This window comes from Sphingomonas phoenicis (assembly GCF_047238005.1).
Taxonomy (GTDB): domain Bacteria; phylum Pseudomonadota; class Alphaproteobacteria; order Sphingomonadales; family Sphingomonadaceae; genus Sphingomonas.
The window spans coordinates 20,872-39,783 of record NZ_JBDFMC010000005.1 but is presented as its reverse complement, the minus strand read 5'-3'; the positions used below and the strand labels follow the sequence as shown (position 1 = coordinate 39,783).

The 18,912-nt window shown below is 64.1% G+C and carries 15 protein-coding genes and 1 pseudogene; 10 read left to right on the top strand and 6 right to left on the bottom strand.

The genetic code is table 11. The features are described 5' to 3' along the window. Positions 1-260 precede the first annotated feature (260 nt). Positions 261-1,466 (bottom strand): tyrosine-type recombinase/integrase, encoded by a 1,206-nt coding sequence (locus ABC319_RS19000; protein WP_413071831.1) that lies wholly within the window; start codon positions 1,464-1,466, stop codon positions 261-263. Positions 1,467-1,835: 369 nt separating this feature from the next. On the opposite strand from ABC319_RS19000, the gene ABC319_RS18995 reads away from it, so the two are divergent. Next, positions 1,836-2,459: a PRC-barrel domain-containing protein gene (locus ABC319_RS18995; protein WP_413071830.1), complete on the top strand. Its 624-nt coding sequence runs from the start codon at positions 1,836-1,838 to the stop codon at positions 2,457-2,459. Positions 2,460-2,605: 146 nt separating this feature from the next. Here ABC319_RS18995 and ABC319_RS18990 read toward each other — a convergent pair whose 3' ends face one another. From ABC319_RS18990 to ABC319_RS18980, 3 genes are all read right to left on the bottom strand, one after another. Continuing rightward, positions 2,606-2,821 carry a hypothetical protein gene (locus ABC319_RS18990; RefSeq protein WP_413071829.1) on the bottom strand — a complete coding sequence of 72 codons (216 nt, stop codon included), beginning with the start codon at positions 2,819-2,821 and terminating at the stop codon, positions 2,606-2,608. A gap of 55 nt (positions 2,822-2,876) precedes the next feature. Then, positions 2,877-4,006 (bottom strand): IS3 family transposase gene (locus tag ABC319_RS18985; RefSeq protein ID WP_413071828.1). Its coding sequence is split into 2 segments (ribosomal slippage): positions 2,877-3,757 and positions 3,757-4,006, totalling 1,131 coding nucleotides; the frame shifts between segments, so codons are not numbered across the junction. A gap of 59 nt (positions 4,007-4,065) precedes the next feature. Further along, positions 4,066-4,944, bottom strand: a complete 879-nt coding sequence (locus ABC319_RS18980; protein WP_413071827.1) for a LysR family transcriptional regulator — start codon at positions 4,942-4,944, stop codon at positions 4,066-4,068. A gap of 101 nt (positions 4,945-5,045) precedes the next feature. Here ABC319_RS18980 and ABC319_RS18975 point away from each other — a divergent pair, with 101 nt between their 5' ends. The 8 genes and pseudogenes from ABC319_RS18975 to ABC319_RS18940 all read left to right on the top strand — a co-directional run. Further along, positions 5,046-6,626: a proton-conducting transporter transmembrane domain-containing protein gene (locus ABC319_RS18975; RefSeq protein ID WP_413071826.1), complete on the top strand. Its 1,581-nt coding sequence runs from the start codon at positions 5,046-5,048 to the stop codon at positions 6,624-6,626. Then, positions 6,626-9,040, top strand: coding sequence for a YbcC family protein (locus tag ABC319_RS18970; protein ID WP_413071825.1), 2,415 nt, complete (start codon positions 6,626-6,628; stop codon positions 9,038-9,040). Before ABC319_RS18975 ends, ABC319_RS18970 begins: the two co-directional genes overlap by 1 nt. Before the next feature lie 140 nt (positions 9,041-9,180). Then, positions 9,181-10,044: a DUF6671 family protein gene (locus ABC319_RS18965; RefSeq protein WP_413071824.1), complete on the top strand. Its 864-nt coding sequence runs from the start codon at positions 9,181-9,183 to the stop codon at positions 10,042-10,044. Positions 10,045-10,064: 20 nt separating this feature from the next. Next, complete coding sequence (locus ABC319_RS18960) at positions 10,065-10,289, top strand: hypothetical protein (RefSeq protein WP_413071823.1); 225 nt, start codon at positions 10,065-10,067, stop codon at positions 10,287-10,289. A 107-nt stretch (positions 10,290-10,396) separates the two neighbouring features. Beyond that, on the top strand, positions 10,397-12,088 hold the full coding sequence (locus ABC319_RS18955) for an ATP-binding cassette domain-containing protein (protein WP_413071822.1): 1,692 nt from the start codon (positions 10,397-10,399) through the stop codon (positions 12,086-12,088). A gap of 37 nt (positions 12,089-12,125) precedes the next feature. Further along, positions 12,126-13,154, top strand: a complete 1,029-nt coding sequence (locus ABC319_RS18950) for an HlyD family secretion protein (RefSeq protein WP_413071947.1) — start codon at positions 12,126-12,128, stop codon at positions 13,152-13,154. Next, complete coding sequence (locus ABC319_RS18945) at positions 13,151-14,557, top strand: TolC family protein (RefSeq protein ID WP_413071821.1); 1,407 nt, start codon at positions 13,151-13,153, stop codon at positions 14,555-14,557. Before ABC319_RS18950 ends, ABC319_RS18945 begins: the two co-directional genes overlap by 4 nt. A 225-nt stretch (positions 14,558-14,782) precedes the next feature. Continuing rightward, positions 14,783-15,700: pseudogene (locus tag ABC319_RS18940) on the top strand (transposase); the annotation flags it as partial. Between the two features lie 37 nt (positions 15,701-15,737). Here ABC319_RS18940 and ABC319_RS18935 read toward each other — a convergent pair. Next, positions 15,738-16,304, bottom strand: coding sequence for a recombinase family protein (locus tag ABC319_RS18935; protein ID WP_413071820.1), 567 nt, complete (start codon positions 16,302-16,304; stop codon positions 15,738-15,740). A gap of 221 nt (positions 16,305-16,525) precedes the next feature. Then, positions 16,526-17,086, bottom strand: coding sequence for a TetR/AcrR family transcriptional regulator (locus ABC319_RS18930; RefSeq protein WP_413071819.1), 561 nt, complete (start codon positions 17,084-17,086; stop codon positions 16,526-16,528). A 79-nt stretch (positions 17,087-17,165) separates the two neighbouring features. Between ABC319_RS18930 and ABC319_RS18925 the strand changes: the two genes are divergently transcribed. Then, complete coding sequence (locus ABC319_RS18925) at positions 17,166-18,902, top strand: CocE/NonD family hydrolase (RefSeq protein WP_413071818.1); 1,737 nt, start codon at positions 17,166-17,168, stop codon at positions 18,900-18,902. Positions 18,903-18,912: the final 10 nt, after the last annotated feature.

Here is an 18,912-nt window from a genome sequence, read left to right as displayed (position 1 = left end):
AACATCCGCAAGGTAAACGGCAGTGGGCGCGAGAGTCGCGTCCCGCGGCTCGTGCTTTCGGTTTCCCTATCCCGCGAATCCTCGTGCTTTCAGTTTCCCTATGCCGCCCTGAAGCGCCGGATCCGCCCGCCTGGGGGACAGGGTAACTGAAAGCACGTGCGCTTCGAGCATGTCAGGCGCTCTCCGGGGTCCGGCAGCTCGCTCTCGTGCTTTCAGTTACCCTATGGTCGAGAGCGTCAGGGCAGGAGGCTGGTCAACGGCTACATAAACCCCTTGCCGGCGTGGTCTCGGTACCGCTCGGTCTCACGCACATATTCGGCGACCATGTCGATCGAGGCGTGCCGGCTGTGCTCGCGCATCTTGAACAGATTGGCGTTCTGGCGTCCCGCCTCGGTGAGGAACCCGGCGCGAAGCGAGTGTCCGGCAAACGCCTCGGGCGGATATCCCGCTGCCGCCGCGGCCGCCTTGACCACCAGCGCGACGCCCTTGGTGCTCATGGCCTTGTCGGTGAGGCGGCCCTGCGGGGTGAGCTTGCGGAACACCGGACCGGACGTGATGCCGGCCTTCTCGATCCAGCTCTCATAGTGGCGCACCGGTTCCAGCCTGGGCCCGTCGAGAATGGCGACACCCTGGCCTTGGCCGAATTGATCCGTCTTCGAGGTCTTGATCCTTACGGTTAGCCCTTCGCGGTCCCGGGTCACCTGCGCGAGGGTGATGGCCACCAGCTCCGAGCGGCGGAAGGCACCACCCATGCCGATCGCGAGCAGCGCGCGGTCGCGATGCGCGCGCAGGTCGTCGCCAGTGATGCTGCGGAGCATGTCGCGCAGGATGTCGCCGTCAGCGGCGCGCTTCTTGAGCTTCTCGGTGCCCGCCTTGGTGCGGCGAATGCCGCCCATGACGAGGCCGAGGTCGCCGGCGCCGGGCTGCGACGTCGGCGGCTCGACCTTGGCCATGCGATGCGCGAACACGATTGCGGCGAGGCGCCGGTCGATCGTGGAGCGGGTCAGCGGCCTGGGCGCTCGGGGTGCGCGCAGCTTGCCGGTCTTGGTGCGCTGTTCGGCCGCGGGGGTGAAGCCGGTGGTGGCGAGCTCGCTCAGGAACGCGGCGACCGTCGCCGGCGTCGCCGGCAGCGGGCGGTAGCGCCGCTCGAGGCACCAGGCGAGAAACAGGTTCCAGTCGGACTTGTAGGATTGCAGCGTCGCCGCGGCGCGCCCTTGCCGGAGGAACGCGTCGACGCGCTCTTGGTCGCTGGGCGCCAGCTCGGGCAGATACAGATCCTGCGGCTCGACACGATCGACGACGGTCAGCGCGCCGGTGATGATCGCGTCGAGGTCGGCCGGCGGCGCATCGGCCGAGGAATTGCGGATCCTGTCGGCATCGTCCGCTGCGGTCGACGACGCGTCGATCTCGACGCGGTCGTCGCCAGTCTCGCCGACGCGGTCCGGATTCTCATCGTCTGTGACCATGGGCGTGTTCGCTCGACAAAGTGGATGAGATGCGGTCGCACGGGTGTGAGACCGGTCTCGATCGGGGTGCAAATCCGTAGCCGAAGCGCCCTCGCCCGCCCACCATGTTTTTTCCAGGAAGGGGTGTTACTGGAATAAACAATGTCGATGCCGTTCGGGCGATACGGTTCGTGACGATGCTCCGAGGGCGTCAAAGCAAATCCGCGACGAGCTGCGAGGTCGAGCCATTTCGGCCTCTTGATGACAGTTGGCAACGTTGAGGATCGTGGCCCGCTCAGACAGCATTGATCGACTGAACGGATCGAACCGGAACGACCTGACCTAGCCTGACGTTCGCAAAGCCATGCTGAGTAGATTCAACGGTGAACGATGGAGCAGATAGCGGGCTGGATCGCGCCGGCCGCAACCATGATCGCGGCGATGATGACCGCGGCGAACCTAGGCGCGCGGGTCACAGGCTGGGGCTTCGCCGTGTTCACGCTGGGCTCGATCTGCTGGTCGATCCTAGGCATGGGTACGGGTCAGCAGGGGCTGCTCGTCTCAAACGCTTTTCTCACCGTGGTGAACTTGGTCGGCATCTGGCGCTGGCTCGGCCGGCAGGCCAAGCACTCGGACGGAAGCAGGCGCGCGGCGAAACGCTCGGAGCGCATGAAGGGGCCGACGTTGATGTCGGCGTGTACGCTCGTAAACGCGCCTGTGGTCAACCTCGACGGCGAAACAATCGCGACCGTGGTTGACGCGATGGTCAGCCGCGAGGATCGCGACATCGTCTATCTTGTCGTAGCCCGAGGCGGTCTAGGCGGTATGGGCGAGAAGCTGCATCCGCTCGATCCGGCGGCCGTCGAATTGAACGGCTGCGATGTCGTATCCCAGCTTTCGGCCGAACAACTTGACGCGCTTCCCGAACTCGAGCCTGACCGCTGGCCGGGTGCGCTACCCCTCGACGCACGACTTGGAGCAATGCGAGGGTTGAAGCTGGTGGGCGCGGGCTGACGAACGATGCATAATACGAGCGATCGTTTCTGCGCCAGCCTGTCGCCGCCGGCGTTCGACATCGCGGTCAGACTCAGCCGCCCGTACTCACCAGATGTAAGCAGGAACCAGCGTTCACTGCTGCAATTTGCAACCTTGGGGCTGATCTAGGCTGAGCCGACGATTTTGAGTGACACCGGCTCTCCACGAGCGGCCTGTTCCCGTTGGGCCGCGTATAGCGCGGCTAAATCAAGATGGATTGCCTTGATCGAGCGATCCGTAGTCGCAGCAGCTAGATCAAGTTCCTGCTGTGCGCGGCGAGCAAAATAAGCCTGTTCGCTCTCATTCGCCAATGTCTCCTCCTTGATTGCCCGTTCCAGCATAATGGCTGGCTTTTTCGTTTTCGAGCTAGTGACGTGCTCCCCAAAGCTCCTCCAGTCATAACTGGAGTCCGGGGTTGATATGGTGCCCCTCGGGGCGGTGTTGCACAACCCGCCTGGCAGCATCGGCGGGCGTCAGCCCGCCTATCCCGCTATGCGGTCGCACGTGGTTGTAGTCGTCTCGCCAGAGCCGCAGCACCGAGCGGGCATGGCCGAGCGACACGAACAGCGTCTCGTTGAGGCATTCGTCACGCAGACGACCGTTGAAGCTCTCGACGTAACCGTTCTGCTGCGGCTTGCCGGGCGCGATGTAATGCCACTCAACGGGCCGGTCCTGCGTCCATCTCAGGATCGCCAGACTGGTCAGCTCGGTGCCGTTGTCGCTGACGATCATCAGCGGCGGTACGCCTCGAGCAGCGACGATAGCGTCGAGCTCGCGGGCAACGCGCGCGCCTGACAGCGAGGTATCGACCACCAGCGCCAGGCATTCCCGCGTGAAGTCGTCGACCACCGCCAGGATGCGGATGCGCCGGCCGCTGATCAGCGTGTCGCTGACGAAGTCGAGGCTCCAGCGTTGGTTCGGCCCTTGTGGCAGCGCCATGGGCGCTCGCGTGCCCATGGCTCGCTTGCGGCCACGCCGGCGCCTGACGCGCAGGTTCTCCTCGCGGTAGAGCCGCAGCAGCTTCTTGTGGTTCATGACCAGCCCCTCACGGGCCAGCATGATCCCCAACCGCCGGTAGCCGAAGCGGCGACGTTCCGCCGCGATCTCGCGCAGCCGCGACCGCAGGTCGCCATCATCACCACGCCGGGGCGCGTAGCGCACCGACGTCCGATCCACGCTGAAGATGGTACAGGCCCGACGCTCGCTGATGCCGAACAGCTGTCGCGTATGCTCGACAGCCTTCCGCTGAGCGGCAGGCCTCACCAGTTTTTTGCCGCCACCTCTTTCAGCACCGCATTGTCGAGCATGGCATCCGCCAGCAGCCGCTTGAGCCGGCCGTTCTCCTCCTCCAGCACCTTCAGCTTGCGCGCCTGCGACACGTCCATGCCGCCATATTTGGACTTCCACGCGTACAACGTCGCGCTGCTGATGCCGTGCTTGCGGCACACGTCGGCGGTCTTCATCCCGCCCTCCTGCTCACGCAGCACCGCGATGATCTGCTCCTCGCTGAACCTGGTCTTCTTCACGTCCGTCTCCTCACGAAGGCGGACTCTAGCTCAGACTGGCAGAGTTTTAGGGGAGCACGTCATTCGATAACCGCTTTCAGCAGTTGCGCGATCGCTGTCTTTGGAAACCGCCGTTTCACCGTCACGGCAAAGAAGCTTTCCGTGAGTCCTGCAAGGCTGTCGAACTCGACGAGCGTTCCCGAGGCGAGCTCATCCCGTACGGCGATCGGCGGCAACACCGCCAATGCAAATCCTTCGCGTGCAAGGAGCCGCATCATGGCAATATCGTCGACCTCAGCAGCAATTTGCGGGTGCAGGTTCAACCGATTCACAAAAGCGTCGAAGCCAGTGCGGATGCTGCTCAACGGCGTTGGTACGATAATCGGATGTGTTGTCAGCAGATCCTCGATGGAAGATGGTTCACATCGCAAGCGCGGCACTCCGATCAAACTCACCGGTTGGTCAGCGACCTTCTGCACGACAAAGGGCGCCAGTACGTCGCTCGCCGGCACGACATTAGTCAGTACGACGTCGAGGGTGAGAGCCTGTAGCGCAAGCAGCAACTCGGCAGCGCTTCCAGACCGAAGGACCAGTTCGATGTCCGTTCTTCCAAGCAGCGGCTGGAGGAAGCTCAACTGGAAATTGCGCGAAAGGGTGGCCAACGCCCCAACCCGTACCGCTTCTCGGGCCACTCCGGTTTGACCGAGAGTGCCGAGTAGCTCGTCACCTGCCGCGAAGATGGTGTTGGCATGATCGAGCGCGACCCGGCCTGCCTCGGTCAGGTGTAGACCTCGGCCGCGTCGCTCGAAAAGAGCGTGGCCGAGCTGTTGTTCCAGCTTCTTGATCTGCAGCGACAACGCGGATTGCGACAGGTTGAGCTGCTCCGCCGTGCGCGTGAGATTCCCGTCGCGCGCTACCGCCCAGAAGTAGCGAAGATGGTTGTAATTCAGCCGAGCCATACCCGTCGTTCTACGACAGCGAACGTTATGAGCTAAACAATATATTTTTATCTATGCGAGCGTATTGATAGCGCGTCTCCTGTGAAGCCGGAGACCAATTGGTGCCTTTATCCCTGATTCCATATGCGTCTCCCGTTCTGCTGATCGCTGCCGCCGCGATCGGCTGGTGGTCGCCAATCCGTATGGGAAGAACGTACCTATCGGCCATCGAGGCGCTCTCGATCGCGGGGCTGATCGCTTCGATCGCCTCGGTCGCAGCCCTGGTCATTTCAGGAAGTGGAACCGCGGTCCTTGCAGGGACACACGGATGGGGCATGTCGTCGCGGCTTGATGTGATCAGCGTCACCATGCTGACGCTTGTCTCCTTCGTCGGGTGGGTGGTCGTACGGTACTCCGCGACTTATCTCGACGGCGAGCCTCGCCAGCACGCTTTTATGGGCTGGCTCTGCGCGACGTTGAGTATGGTGATGTTCCTCGTCATCTCGGGCAACCTCGCGCAACTCCTGATCGCTTTCTTCGCGACCAGCCTGTGTCTCCACAAGCTCCTGCTTTTTTATGCCGATCGCGTGGCGGCACAGCGCGCCGCGCGTAAGAAGTTCGTCACGGCACGAATTGCGGACCTGGCGCTTGCTGTGGCCGTGCTGCTGCTGAGTTGGAACTACGGCACCGGCGACATCGCCTCCATCCTTGCTGATGCTAGAAACGGGATCGGGGGGGCAGCCGCGATGGCTGCCGCAATGGTGATAGCGCTGGCAGCGCTGCTCAAGTCCGCTCAGTTCCCCGTCCATGGCTGGCTCACCGAGGTCATGGAAGCACCCACGCCCGTCTCGGCCTTGCTGCATGCCGGCGTGATCAACGCGGGCGGGTTTCTCCTTATCCGCTTCGCCGACGTCATGCTGCTGTCCCCTGGGGTGCTAGCTGTTCTCGCGATGATCGGCGGCTTCACGGCGCTATTCGCCGGCATGGTGATGCTCACCCAACCGGCGGTGAAGACCTCGCTTGCCTGGTCGACGATCGCGCAGATGGGATTTATGATCATGCAGTGCGGGCTCGCGCTGTTCCCGCTGGCGCTCCTCCACATCGTCGCGCACTCGCTCTACAAGGCGCACTCATTCCTCGCATCCGGCGGAGCGGTCCAGCGGATCGCAGCCGCCAGGCGTCCGGGGCCAGTAGCCGTTCCTGACTGGAAGGCCGTTGGACAGGCATTCCTGGCGGCGATTGCGCTTTACGCCATCGTCGGGTTCGCCTTCGGCATCCAACACAAGTCGCCGCAGGCAGTTGCCCTTGGTGCGATCCTCATCTTCGGCATCGCCTACCTGCTTGCGCAGGGTCTCGCGGACGCAGCACCGCGTGCGTTGATGCGGCGGATGGCGATCTATGCTTCGGCCGCGTCGGTCGGGTATTTCGGGCTTCATGCGGTCGCGTTCAGGGCTACAGCTGGAACCCTGCCGCTAACGCCGCAACCCGGCGCGCTGGAATGGGCGCTGCTCGTCCTCGCGGTGACAAGCTTCGGGCTCGTCGCGTTCGCACAATCGCTGTTTCCGCTCTGGTCTTCCCACCCGTCTGTCGCGGGCCTCCGGGTCCACCTGTCCAACGGACTCTACGCCAATGCCCTTTTCGACCGGCTGCTCGGCGGCTGGTCGACAAAACGGCCCCTGTCACTGGATCGGAGCGCGAAGTAATGTTGGATGTCTCAAGCACGTCGGAGCACAGCCTCCACGACCTGTTCGGGGCCGCGGATGCCGCAGCCCTTGCGATCCCACCCACGTGGCCGCTGGCGACAAGCGTCGCCGTCAATCCGTATCTCGGCCAAGCCGACCTGGACCTCGCTCAGGCCGCAGCGCTGCTCGCGAGGGTGGCGGGCGCGAGGGTTACGATGCCGAGGGACTGGTACCGCATGCGCATCGCAGCCGGCACCATCACGCAGGCGGACCTCACCGCAGCACTGTCGACCTCGTCGCGGCCGGCCTTGTCGACGGCGGCCTTGCTCGCCGCAGTGGACGAGACGCCGCCCGAGCCAGTGGCCCTCCCCACGATCGCTGATCTCGTGGCGGATGTCTCCGGGATCGATTGGCCGGCGATTATCGCGGAACGGTTCGGAGCGTGGGCCGGCGCCTATTTCGATGATGGGCAGGCGCTCTGGAAGCTGCCGGCGGGGAAGAGTGCCTATGCCTCGTGGAAAGCAGTAGCGACCCACGACCTTACACCCGAGATCGCCGGATTGCGCGGGTTCGCTGCCCTCGTCGCCGACGCCCCCGACACTGCTACCGACGCGCTGGCGAGCGCAGCCGCGATGCTCAGCCTGCCGTCGGCAGCGATGCAACCCTACTTTCATCGCCTGCTGCTATCCTTGGGTGGCTGGTCGCATTATGCGCGCTATCACCTGTGGCAAGCCAAGCTGGCGGGTGGAGACGATGACACGATCACCGACCTCCTCACCATTCGTTTGGTTTGGGAAGAGGCGCTCTGGGCTCAATACGGCGATCAGATCGCTGACAAGTGGTACGCGGCAGCAGCAGCCTATGCCGCGCCTCTTGAACCAAGCGAAAACGACGTCATCGATGCTATTTTACAGGAAGCAGTCGATCGCGCTTCGCAGCGCGAGCTCAGTGAGGCACTGATCTCGTCTCCATCGCATCCTAAAGCGGTGGAGCCCGACCTTCAGGCAGCTTTTTGCATCGACGTGCGCTCGGAGGTGTTCCGTCGCGCCCTGGAGTCTGTCGGGAACCGGATCGAGACCAAAGGCTTCGCAGGATTTTTTGGGCTATCGACCGCGCATCGTCGCTTCGCATCGGATGTCGTTGAGCGGCGCTTGCCGGTGCTGCTCAACCCGGGAGTGTCATCCAGCGCGGGAAGCGACGCTGATAACGCCGAGGATCAGGCGCGGCGCTATGGCCTGCGGGCGTCGCGGGCGTGGGACCGCTTCAAGCTCGCGGCGGTGTCGTCGTTTGCGTTTGTCGAGGCGTCCGGCCCGATTTATGTTGCCAAGCTCGTGCGTGACGCGCTGGGCTTCGCGCCGCGCGAGGCACGCGCCGATCCCGCGCCTAGACTCGATCCGCCGCTGGACTTGGCGACGCGGGTAGAGGCGGCGACCTCCATCCTGCGGGCGATGTCCCTGACAGACCGCTTCGCGCCGCTGGTGCTAATCGTCGGTCACGGCGCCAGTGTCGTGAACAACCCGCACGCCAGCGCGCTGCAATGCGGTGCCTGCGGCGGGTTTTCTGGCGAGGTCAACGCCCGACTGCTCGCGATCCTGCTCAATGATCCCGCGGTGCGCGAGGAGCTACTGAGCGCCGGAATTGCCGTACCCGCACATACACTGTTCGTCGGCGCGCTCCACGACACAACCACTGATGAGGTTCAGCTGTTCGCGGACGACCAGCCGTCCGAGATGCATCGGGCGAGGATCGAGAGCGCCAGGTCATGGCTGGCCACGGCAGGTGTGATGGCGCGGAGCGAGCGTGCCTTGCGGCTACCGCGCGCAGCGACCGGACAGAATATCGTCGGTCGCAGTCGCGACTGGTCCGAGACCCGCCCGGAATGGGCCCTGGCAGGGTGCAAGGCGTTCATCGCCGCACCGCGCGCACGCACGGCTGGCGTTGGGCTTGAAGGCCGCGCCTTCCTTCATGATTACGACTGGCGGACCGATCCAAACTTCGGTGTGCTGGAATTGATCATGACCGCGCCTGTCGTGGTCGCGAGCTGGATAAGCCTGCAATATTACGGATCGACGGTCTCACCCGACGTGTTTGGAGGCGGCAACAAGCTGCTTCATAACGTCACTGGAGGTATCGGTATCGTCGAAGGCAACGGGGGCCTGCTCCGGGCCGGGCTGCCGTGGCAGTCGGTCCATGACGGGTCGAAGCTGGTTCACGAACCGGTCCGTCTTGCAGTGTGCATCGAAGCACCCCGCGAAGCCATGTCGGTGATTCTGGAGCGGAACCCCGGCGTCAGGGCGCTGTTCGATAATCGCTGGCTTCACCTGTTCGCGCTTGACGAAGCGGGGCGGCTTGCCTGGCGTTATACAGGCAACCTCTCCTGGACGTCCGAAACCAAAACCAGCGTAAGCGTCCGCCCGGTCGAGCAGGCAGCTTAATCCGTGCCAGTCAACCAAACGGACCTTTTCGCGATCGTACGCGAGACCTTGGGGTCGGTGCATTCCGAGCGGCAAGGGCGGATCGGCGACAGTGAGGACGGTGGCTCGCTCGAACAGAAGAAGCGTGAAGGCTACTTCTGATGTCGGGCATCTTGCCTCTTTATAACGGTGACGACGCGCTTCTTGCGACCATGCATGCCAAAGAACGCGTGATCGAACCCTTGGCTCGCAGGTTCTTGGGCCTGCGGCTCACGGTCGCGGCAAACATTGATACTGATGCGTTTGGCACCTTCAGCCGTGATGTCGCTCGGGCGGGCTCGCAACTCGATGCGGCGCGCGCGAAGATCGAGGCCGCCTTCGCTATCGACCCGACAATCGATGTGGCGCTCGCCAGCGAAGGAAGCTTCGGGCCTCATCCATATCTCCCGTTTTGCCCGCTGGAGCGGGAGATTGTCGTTCTGCATGATCGTCGCACCGGGCTGGAGCTGATCGGCCACCACGCGACGCCCGATACAAACTTCGCTCATGCGGTCGTATCGGACATCGATGCCGGTTTGGCTTTTGCCGAACGCGCGGGGTTTCCGGCTCATGGCGTGATCGTGCTCGGCGCCCGCGACGGACAACCCGCCCCCGATCTCGCGCTGGTCAAAAGTGCCGAGAGCCGTGGCGAACTCGCCACTGCCATCACGGAAACTCTCGCGAAAGGTGGAACCGCGTTCATCGAGACCGATATGCGCGCGCATCGCAATCCGCGACGGATGCGGGCAATTCGCCGGGCGATGATCGACCTGATCCGCAAGGCGCGCAGCCCTTGCCCCGACTGCAGGCAACCCGGGTTCGCCATAACCGAACGTCTCTCGGGCCTGCCCTGCAAATGGTGCGCGGCACCCACGCTGCTGACCCGCGCGGACGTTTGGACATGCTCAAGCTGCGGTCTGCGGCGCGAGCAACCGATTGCCGCGATCAAGGCCGACCCCGGGCACTGCCCCGAGTGCAACCCTTAATCTTGAAACTGGAGGTTTACATGGCAACGCATGAACCCGAGGCGCTTCTCGCGGTCGCTCAAGCCCGCATAGCGTGGGTACTCGACCACCCGAATATGAGCGAGTGGCTTAAAAATGCCCTTCGAACAGCGGAAGGGAATGATCCCACGGGCTTATGGAACGATGTCGAGATGCTCCGCCATTTGATCGTTCCGCGATCGCAGGCGCAGATCGAAATTGCTCTTTTAACGCCAATAGCCAATTAGACAGCGCGACGAAGCTGGCCGTGGATATCATGTAGTAACCGCGCATCGACATCTGACAATGTTGGATCCACCAACGAAGCAATACGGATCGTAAGGGTTAATGTTCGATGGCTGCGAAGGAACGCGTTGGTTTCAGGGATGCCGCGCGCTGGTTAAGTGAGATTATCGGACCAGACAGAGCGTATCTGCGCCTGGCCGTGGTCTATGGCGTGGCGATCAGCCTGTTGTCTCTCGCGACGCCCATCTCCGTCCAGCTGCTCATCAACAGCGTGGCGCACACAGCCCAGCCTACGGCGCTCTGGACGCTGTCGGGCTTGCTGTTCGTGCTCCTGCTCCTAGTGGCGTTGCTGAGCGCGTTTCGGGTCCACCTGATGGCGCTGTTCGAACGTCGGGTGTTCGCGCGCGTGGTGGCGGAGGTGACGGTGCGTGCCGTCCACGCCCAAAATCCCTTCTTCGGCGACGCCAAGCGCGCCGACCTGTTCAACCGGTTTTTTGACCTGACCGTGGTACAGAAGGCCGTTCCCAGCCTGTTCATTGGCGGGTTCACCATCCTGCTCCAGTCGGCGGTAGGACTGGTGATCACCAGCTTCTATCATCCGTTCTTCCTCGCCTTTAACGGCGTGCTGCTGCTGACCCTGCTCCTGGTTTGGCTGATCTGGTCAAGAGGCTCTTTCACCTCGGCCGTGGCGCTCAGCCATGCCAAGCATAACGCTGCCCGGTGGCTGGAGAGCGTCGGCGGGTCCAACGGGTTTTACAAGTCGAGCCGCCATCTCGACTTCGCAATGGACCGCTCGGAAGCCGTCACCGCCACCTATATCGACCGGCACCGCCACTACTTCGGCTATAGTTTCGCCCAAACGCTATCCTGCCTGCTGCTCTATGCCGTCGCTTCGGCCGCGCTGCTGGCGCTCGGCGGCACGTTGATCCTACGCGGCGAGCTGTCGGTAGGACAACTGGTCGCGGCAGAGCTGATCCTGTCAGGCGTGTTCTACGGGATCTCGCAGCTGGGCTGGTATCTCGACAGCTTTTACGACCTTATCGCCTCGTCTGAAGAGCTCTCGCTGCTGTTCGCCATTCCCCAAGAGCGGCCGCCTACGACGGGCAGGCAGGCGCCGCGCGACGGTGCTGTCCGCCTGCGCGATGTGCGGCTCGGCTCCACCCGCTTTGACTTGGAACTGGCTGCGGGCGAGCAGGTCGTAACAATCGCCGAGCCGGGCCTCGATCGCGAGCTGGCGCTGGTGCTCAAGCGCCATGCGGCCATTGATAGCGGTCTCGTCACCATCGGCGGTACGGATTTGGGCGGCCTCGACATGTATCTGCTGCGCTCGGCCGTCATCGTGCTCGACCGGCCGACCATCGTGGAAGTGACTGTCCGGGAATACCTCGCGTTAGCCGCGCCGGACGCGGCGTCGGAACCGATGCTCGACGTTTTGGAGCAGGTCGACCTCGCCGACCGGATCGCGCAGCTGCCGGAAGGTTTGGATACGGTACTTGCCTCGTCCGGCTGGCCGCTCTCGATCGGTGAGGTGATGGAACTCAAGCTTGCCAATGCCTTGCTCTCGCGTCCGCGCGTGCTGGTCCTGTCTTCGTTGTTCGACCTGATGCAGCCGAACAAGCTGGCCCGCGCGCTCAACACCCTCAAGCAAGGGGGCACAACGGTCATCCTGTTTACTGGTAGGCCGGGGGCGATTGAGCTGGACGGCTGGCTGCTCATGAGCCGTTCCGGTCAGCGTCGTTATGCATCGTTAGACGCTTTGGAGCAGGCGCGCTCGGCAAAGGAGTCCGCCCGTGCCCTATAGGCCCGAGCATCTCGGCCATTTCCGCACGCTGGCGGGGATGCGGCCACCCCGCGTCACGGTCGCGTTCGCCTGGATGATCGTGGTCGGCGTCGCGCTCGCGGCGGCGATCATGGCCTATGCGCCCTGGGTGCAGACCGCGATCGGCGACGGTCAGGTCGCCGCACTCGATCCGGGCGACCGCGCCCAGCAGGTGACGGCGCTAGTACCCGGGCGGGTCGAGCGCTGGTACGTCCATGACGGCCAACATGTCGGGCGCGGCGATCCGATCGCGCGCGTGGTCGACGTTGACCCCAACTACCTGTCTAGCCTCGCGGCCGAGCGCGCTCAAATTCAGGCCGAGATCGCGGCTGCGCGCCAAGGCCAGGCTGTTGCTGCGATCGATGTCGGCCGCTCGCGCCAGCTGCTCGCCGAAGGGTTGGTCGCGCGCCGCGATTTGGAACAGGCGCAGATCAAGGTGGCGGATGGCGCAGCCAAGGTCGCGGAGTCGCGCGCCAAGCTCAATCGCATTGACGTCCAGCTCAGCCGTCAATCGGCGCAGTTGGTCCGCGCTCCTCGCGACGGGCGCATCCAGCAGCTGAATGCAGCCGCTGGCGGCGCGCTGGTGTCGGCCGGGACCGTGCTCGCGGTGGTCGCGCCGGAGCGCGTTCAGCGCGCGGTGGAGCTGTTCGTGGACGGGCGTGATGTGGCGCTGGTGCGCCCCGGCCAGCCGGTGCGCCTCGAGTTTGAGGGGTGGCCGGCCATTCAGTTCAGCGGCTGGCCTTCGATCGCGCAAGGACTGTTCGACGGGCGGGTTCGCGGCATCGATCCGAATGCCGGCACGAACGGCCTGTTTAGAGTGTTGGTGGAACCGGCCCCGGGCAAGCCGACTTGGCCCAACCGGCGCTTCGTGAGGCTCGGCGCCAAGGTGCGTGGCTGGATTCAGATGGAGACCGTTTCGGTCGGCTATGAGCTGTGGCGGCAACTGAATGACTTCCCGCTCGAGTTCGGCAAGCCGCAAGGGCAGGCAAAGGGGGCGGCCGAGAAGGATGACGACGCAGCCGTGCTCAAGGCGGGCAAGCCCAAGTGATCGCCCGCCTTCTCCTCCCGCTGCTGCTGCTCTGGTCGGCAGTCGTCGTCGCGCAGGACGTGCGTCCGCTGACGCTCGATGAGGTGCTCCGCTCGTCTGCAATCAATGCGCCACAGATTGTTGAGGCGCTCACACGCGTACGCCAAGCCGAAGGGCGATCACTGGCGGCCGACGGCGCGTTCGACACGGTGTTTGATGTCGACGCGCAGAGCCGGGTCGCGGGCTACTACGACGGCAGCTACGTCGATGGTCGCGCGACGCGACCGCTCACGGGCAACGGTGGCCAGCTCTACGGCGGCTACCGCGTATCACGGGGCACATTCCCGATTTATGAAGACAAAGCCTATACGGACCGACTGGGCGAGTTCCGGGTCGGCGGACTATTCTCGTTGCTGCGTGACCGCGCCATCGACGAACGGCGCGGACGGTCCGTCATCGCTGCGGGCGATGTCGACGTGGCGCGACTTGAGCGCGAGATGGTGGCGATCGGCGTCCAGGGACGTGCGATCGCCGCTTACCAGAACTGGGCAGCCGCCGGGCTAAGATTGAAGACCTATCGATCGCTGCTGGCGCTCGCCGAGGAGCGGCGCGGCGGGATCGGCCGTCAGGTTCAGCTCGGCGCACGTCCCGAGATCCTGCTGACAGAAAATGAGCAGAACATCGTTCGACGGCGTTCGCTGGTGGTTCGCACCGAACAGGAGTTCGACGTTGCCGCCAACGCCCTCTCCTTCTTCCTGCGCGACGAACGCGGCGAGCGGGTCACACCGCCTGCGGAGCGCCTGCCTGATACGCTGCCGGAGTTCCGCGCCAGCAGACCGGTTGGTCCGGTCGATCGCCCCGACCTGCGCGCGATCACGGCGCGCGCCGATCAGTCGCAGATACGGTTGGCGCTAGCGGAGAACGAGCTGAAACCTCGTCTCGACCTGCGTGGTGAGCTCGCTTACGACCTTGGACGCACGGGATTGGGTGGCCGCTCCCGCGATGGCGAGGAGGCGATCGTGGGCTTGCGCTTCTCCGTGCCGCTCCAGCGTCGTCAGGCCAAGGGCCGCATCGCGGAAGCGCGTGCGGAGATCGACGGCCTCCTTGCGCGCCAGCGCTTAATCGCAGACCAGATCGCCGTGGAGGTGCGCGGCATCGTCATCGCCGCCGAGGGCGCGGAGAGAACGGCTGAGCTTGCGCGGCAGGAGGCCGAACTCGCCGATCGCATGGCTGCTGCCGAGCGCCGCCGGTTTCAGCTTGGCGCGAGCGATTTTTTTCTGCTGAACTTGCGCGAGGAAGGGGCGACCGACGCCCGCGTGCGGTTGCTCGACGCGCAAGCGCGTGCGACACTTGCCGCGGCCGATTTGGCGGGAGCAACGGCCGATCGCGTCCGCTTAGGGCTAGAAGGAACCAATGTGCCTTAACACTCAACCGAAACTTGAACACGGTTGGGAGCGGTCCGATGACGGAATTCACATCCTATCTTGGTTCCTAGGGTTGGATGCTGACCGTGCACCGGACGGCTTCGCGCCCCTTGGTGGAGGATACCTTATCAGGAGTGGTGTCAAAACCGAACGGGACTGTTGAAGAACACCGGACACGCTGATCTCTTTCCTGTGTTTCGCTTCCGGGAATGAAGGAGCGGCGCCATGATGGGCACGGCTTGCGATAATGGAAGGACCGGGCCGGGCTCGCGAACCATAGATCGCATGTTGCCGCGCGACCACCTTCTTCGCCGTGTCGACCGGCTGCTCGACCTGAGCGAGCTGAAGACCGCGTTGGCGCAGCATTATAGTCCGTGCGGTCGACCCTCGATTGATCCCGAGCTGCTGATCCGGATGGCACTGATCGGACGCATCTACGCTATCAGGTCGGAGCGTCGACTGTGCGAGGAGCTGCGCTACAATCTCGCTTACCGCTGGTTCTGTCGTCTTTCGGCAGGTGCATCCGTCCCGCATCATTCTACCTTCAGCAAGAACCGGCACGGCCGCTTCCGCGATGCCGGAGTGTTCCGTTTGCTGTTCGAGAACACCGTCCGGCGCTGCATCGAGAAGGGGCTGGTCGCCGGGAAAGACGCCGCGATCGACGCATCTTTCATCGCCGCGGATGCGAGCTGGCAGCGCAAGGTACTCCCGGTAATCCTGCCTGACGCGAACTGTGCGACCCGCCCGGTGCGCGAGTGGCTGGCCGATCGGGCGAGGGCTCCAGTGCCGCTCACCGACATGACCAAGGGATTCCCAGGTGTGTCGCGCACCGATCCTGCCGCGGCTTGGACGGCTCGCACCGTGCGAGGGCGGTTCGGTTATGCACTTAATGTCCTGATCGACACCCCGAGTGGAGCCGCGCTCGATGTCGAAGCGACGCCCGCCCGCTTCGCGGACGAGGTCGACGCGGGACGCGATATGCTGGCGCGAGCCGCTGATCGTTTCGATTACCGGCCCACGCGGATCGCCGCTGACAAGGCTTATGGCAGCGCCGCGTTCCTCGCCTTCGTGCGTGATCGCGGGGCGATGCCCCACATTCCTGTGATCGCCTTCGAGGGGCAGAGGAGGAGTTCCTGGTCGAGGCGGCTGTGCTGAACCTCCTGCTGTTGGCGCGACCGGATCATGCCGGTTCCCGCTCGCTTGCGGGGAAATAACGATAGAATGTCGAGCGGCCTACTTGCAGCAGTCTCGCAACTTTGGCGGGTGTGTCCCCCGCCGCGAGCAGCTTGCGCGCGGTATCAAGCATATCGGGGGTCATTACAGATTTCCGACCTCCACCGGTGCCGCCCTTCGCGCGAGCCGCTGCCAGCCCGGCAATCGTCCGTTCTTTGATAAGCTCGCGCTCCATCTCAGCCACGGACGCGAGAATATGGAATAGCAGCCGGCCCGAAGGGGTGGCCGTGTCGAACCCATCCGTCGGCGACCGAAAGTCCACCTTACGCCCCGACAGGTCGGCCGCCAGTTCGATCAGACCTTGGATCGAGCGGCCGAGCCGGTCGAGCTTCCAAATTACCAGCGTGTCGCCGGCACGCACGAAGTCGAGGGCTTCCGCCAACCCGGGCCGATTGGCCTTTGCGCCGCTCGCCTTGTCGGTGAACAGCTTCTCACATCCGGCTTTAGTCAACGCATCGGTTTGCAGCGTCAAATCCTGATCGGCCGTCGAGACCCGCGCGTAGCCGATCAGCATTTGTCCCGAAACTCCATCCCAAACAGCCAATTTCGGGACTTATATTTCGGGAACATATTTCGGGAAAGCGAAACATGCATTCCGGGTGCCAAGGAGCTTTGGTCTCGGCTGTCCCGTTGGAGGTTCGTTTTCGGGAAGGCTAGAGTAGCAGTAGCTGTCGTGCCGCGCCATGATGCATCGAGCGATCATCCGTGTTTGGTCAGCCAAGACTCTGATCCGTATCAGCCCACATCAATGTGGCGCTGAAGCGCGCGTCCAAAGCGCCGGATCACCTCGGCGCGTGGCAACGCCACAACGATCGGCAGCCGCCAGACGAAACGTGCCATGGTCAAACCGATGATCTGGGTTGCGACCAGCGGTGCGGCCGGAAGAAGGGTGGGTTCAACCGCAACGAAGAAGCGGGCGATCTGCTCGCCGAATTGGGCTATAATCCGCATACGCGCGGAATCGCTCGCGATCGTGGCCCTTACCATCGCGGCAAGGGCGGCCCCGTCCTGCTTATCTTCCCACAAATCGAGAACGTGTGAGACCAGCGCCGCACCGAGTTTGTCGACAGGCATTCCGGCGAGCCGTTCGATCTTGAGGTCAAGCGCCGCGACCTCGGCGAACAGCGCCTCCTTCGAGCCACAATAGCGGATCACCAGCGCCGGGTTGATCGCCGCCGCCTCGGCGATCGAGCGGATCGTCGTCCGCTCGTACCCGCGCGCCGCGAACAGGGGGCGCGCGGCAGCTATAATCCGCTCGCGCCCTATATCCGATCGGCGCGGCGTCTTCGTGTCCATTGCGGTTACATGCAAACGCTCGTTTACAATGTCCAGCAGCTTGGATACGTAAACGGGCGTTTACATCAGGAGAGCGGTTATGGTGAAGGCGTCGGGCGTCGAGCCGGGACAGCGGCGGCTGAACGGACCGCAGACCACGGGCCGGACGTACCGTAACCTGTCGGAACCGCAGTTCGCGATGACTCGAGAAAACAACGTCCGCGCAACGATGCGCGACGGCTCGGCGCTACTCGCCGACGTAATCCGCCCCGACGCACCGGGGCGGTTCCCCGTCGTGGTCGCGGCGTCTCCGTACCCGCGGCAGATGCAGGATCTAGGTGCGCCGCTCGGCTTCATCGAGGCGGGGCAGAGCGACTTCTTCGTGCCACGCGGCTACGTCCATGTCATTGCCAACTGCCGCGGCACTGGTGGCTCGGACGGCACGTTCGGCTTCTCCGACGCGCAGGAGCGGCGCGATATGCACGATCTTGTGGAATGGGCGGCAGCGCAGCCCTGGTCCGACGGCAACGTCGGCATGATCGGAATCAGTTACTTCGCGAGCACGCAGATCATGGCCGCAGTAGAACGGCCGCCGCACCTGAAAACGATCATGCCGATCGCGTTGACGGCGGATCTCTATCATTCATGCACACCCGGAGGATTGTTCAGCAGCGCGCTGGTCACGCCTTTCCTCGCGATGGTCGGGCTGGCTTCGAAGCAGCCGGACTCGTTGTGGCGCAGCAAGTTGGTATCGGCGGCGAAGGCGGTTCTGCACGTACCTGCGGTGCACGATCGCTTCGCCACGATGAACGGCGAGGCGGCGCTCGCCGGCCTGCGCAAGTTGGTCGGCCTGCCGCACGATCCGCATCCCTGGGACGATCTGTGGCGGGCGATGGCAGTCGAGCATCCGTTCCGCGACGCCTGGTGGCAGGAGCGCAACCTCTTGCCTTTGCTCGACCGGGTCGAGGTGCCCGTGTATCTCGGCTGCGACTGGCAGAACGTGCCGCTCCACCTGCCGCAGACGTTCCCCGCGCTGGCGGGATTGACCAACAGCCCGAACGTGCGCGTCGCAGTGCTCGACGAGTACGGGCTGACGTGGCCGTGGGAGAGCCTGCATATCGAGGCGCTCGCCTGGTACGATCAGTGGCTGAAGGATCGGGACACCGGTGTACTCGAAGGGCCTAAGTTCCGTTACGTCCTGCCCGGCGAGGGCGAGTGGCATGCGACAGAGGCTTGGCCGGTGCCGGCACGCTATGAGCCGTTCGCCTTGGGGGCCGACGGGGTGCTTGGTGGTGACGCGGTCATGGCCGGCGAGCGGCAGATGATGTCGCTTGGCATTGGTTTCGACCGGCCACACGCCAGCGAGAGCGATCCGCCGGCGATGCTCACCTGGACCAGCGCGCCGCTGGAGCATGACACCGACGTGCTCGGCCCGATCGAGCTGCGCGTCGATGCCACCCACACCGCACCCGATACGGCCTGGATCGTAGTTTTGCAGGATGTTGCCCCCAACGGAGCGGTGCACGAGGTCACCGCAGCTTACCTGCGTGCCGGCCTGCGCCGCTGGGACGAGGCGGCGAGCCGCGAGGGCGCGCCGGTGCTGCCGTACGACCGCTTCGAGCCCTTGCTAATCGGCGAGCCGGTTGCCTATCGCATCCCTCTGGTGCCCATCGCCCGCCGTTTCGCCGCAGGCCACAGCATCCGCCTGCTCGTCACCGCCAACGATCAGGACTCCTCCGTCCCGGCGCTGATGAACTTCCGCCATGCCAGCGCAGGCACGAGTTGTCTGACGACGATCTTCTCGACTTCGACGCTGCTGCTACCGCTGTCGCGATAAAAGCAATGAA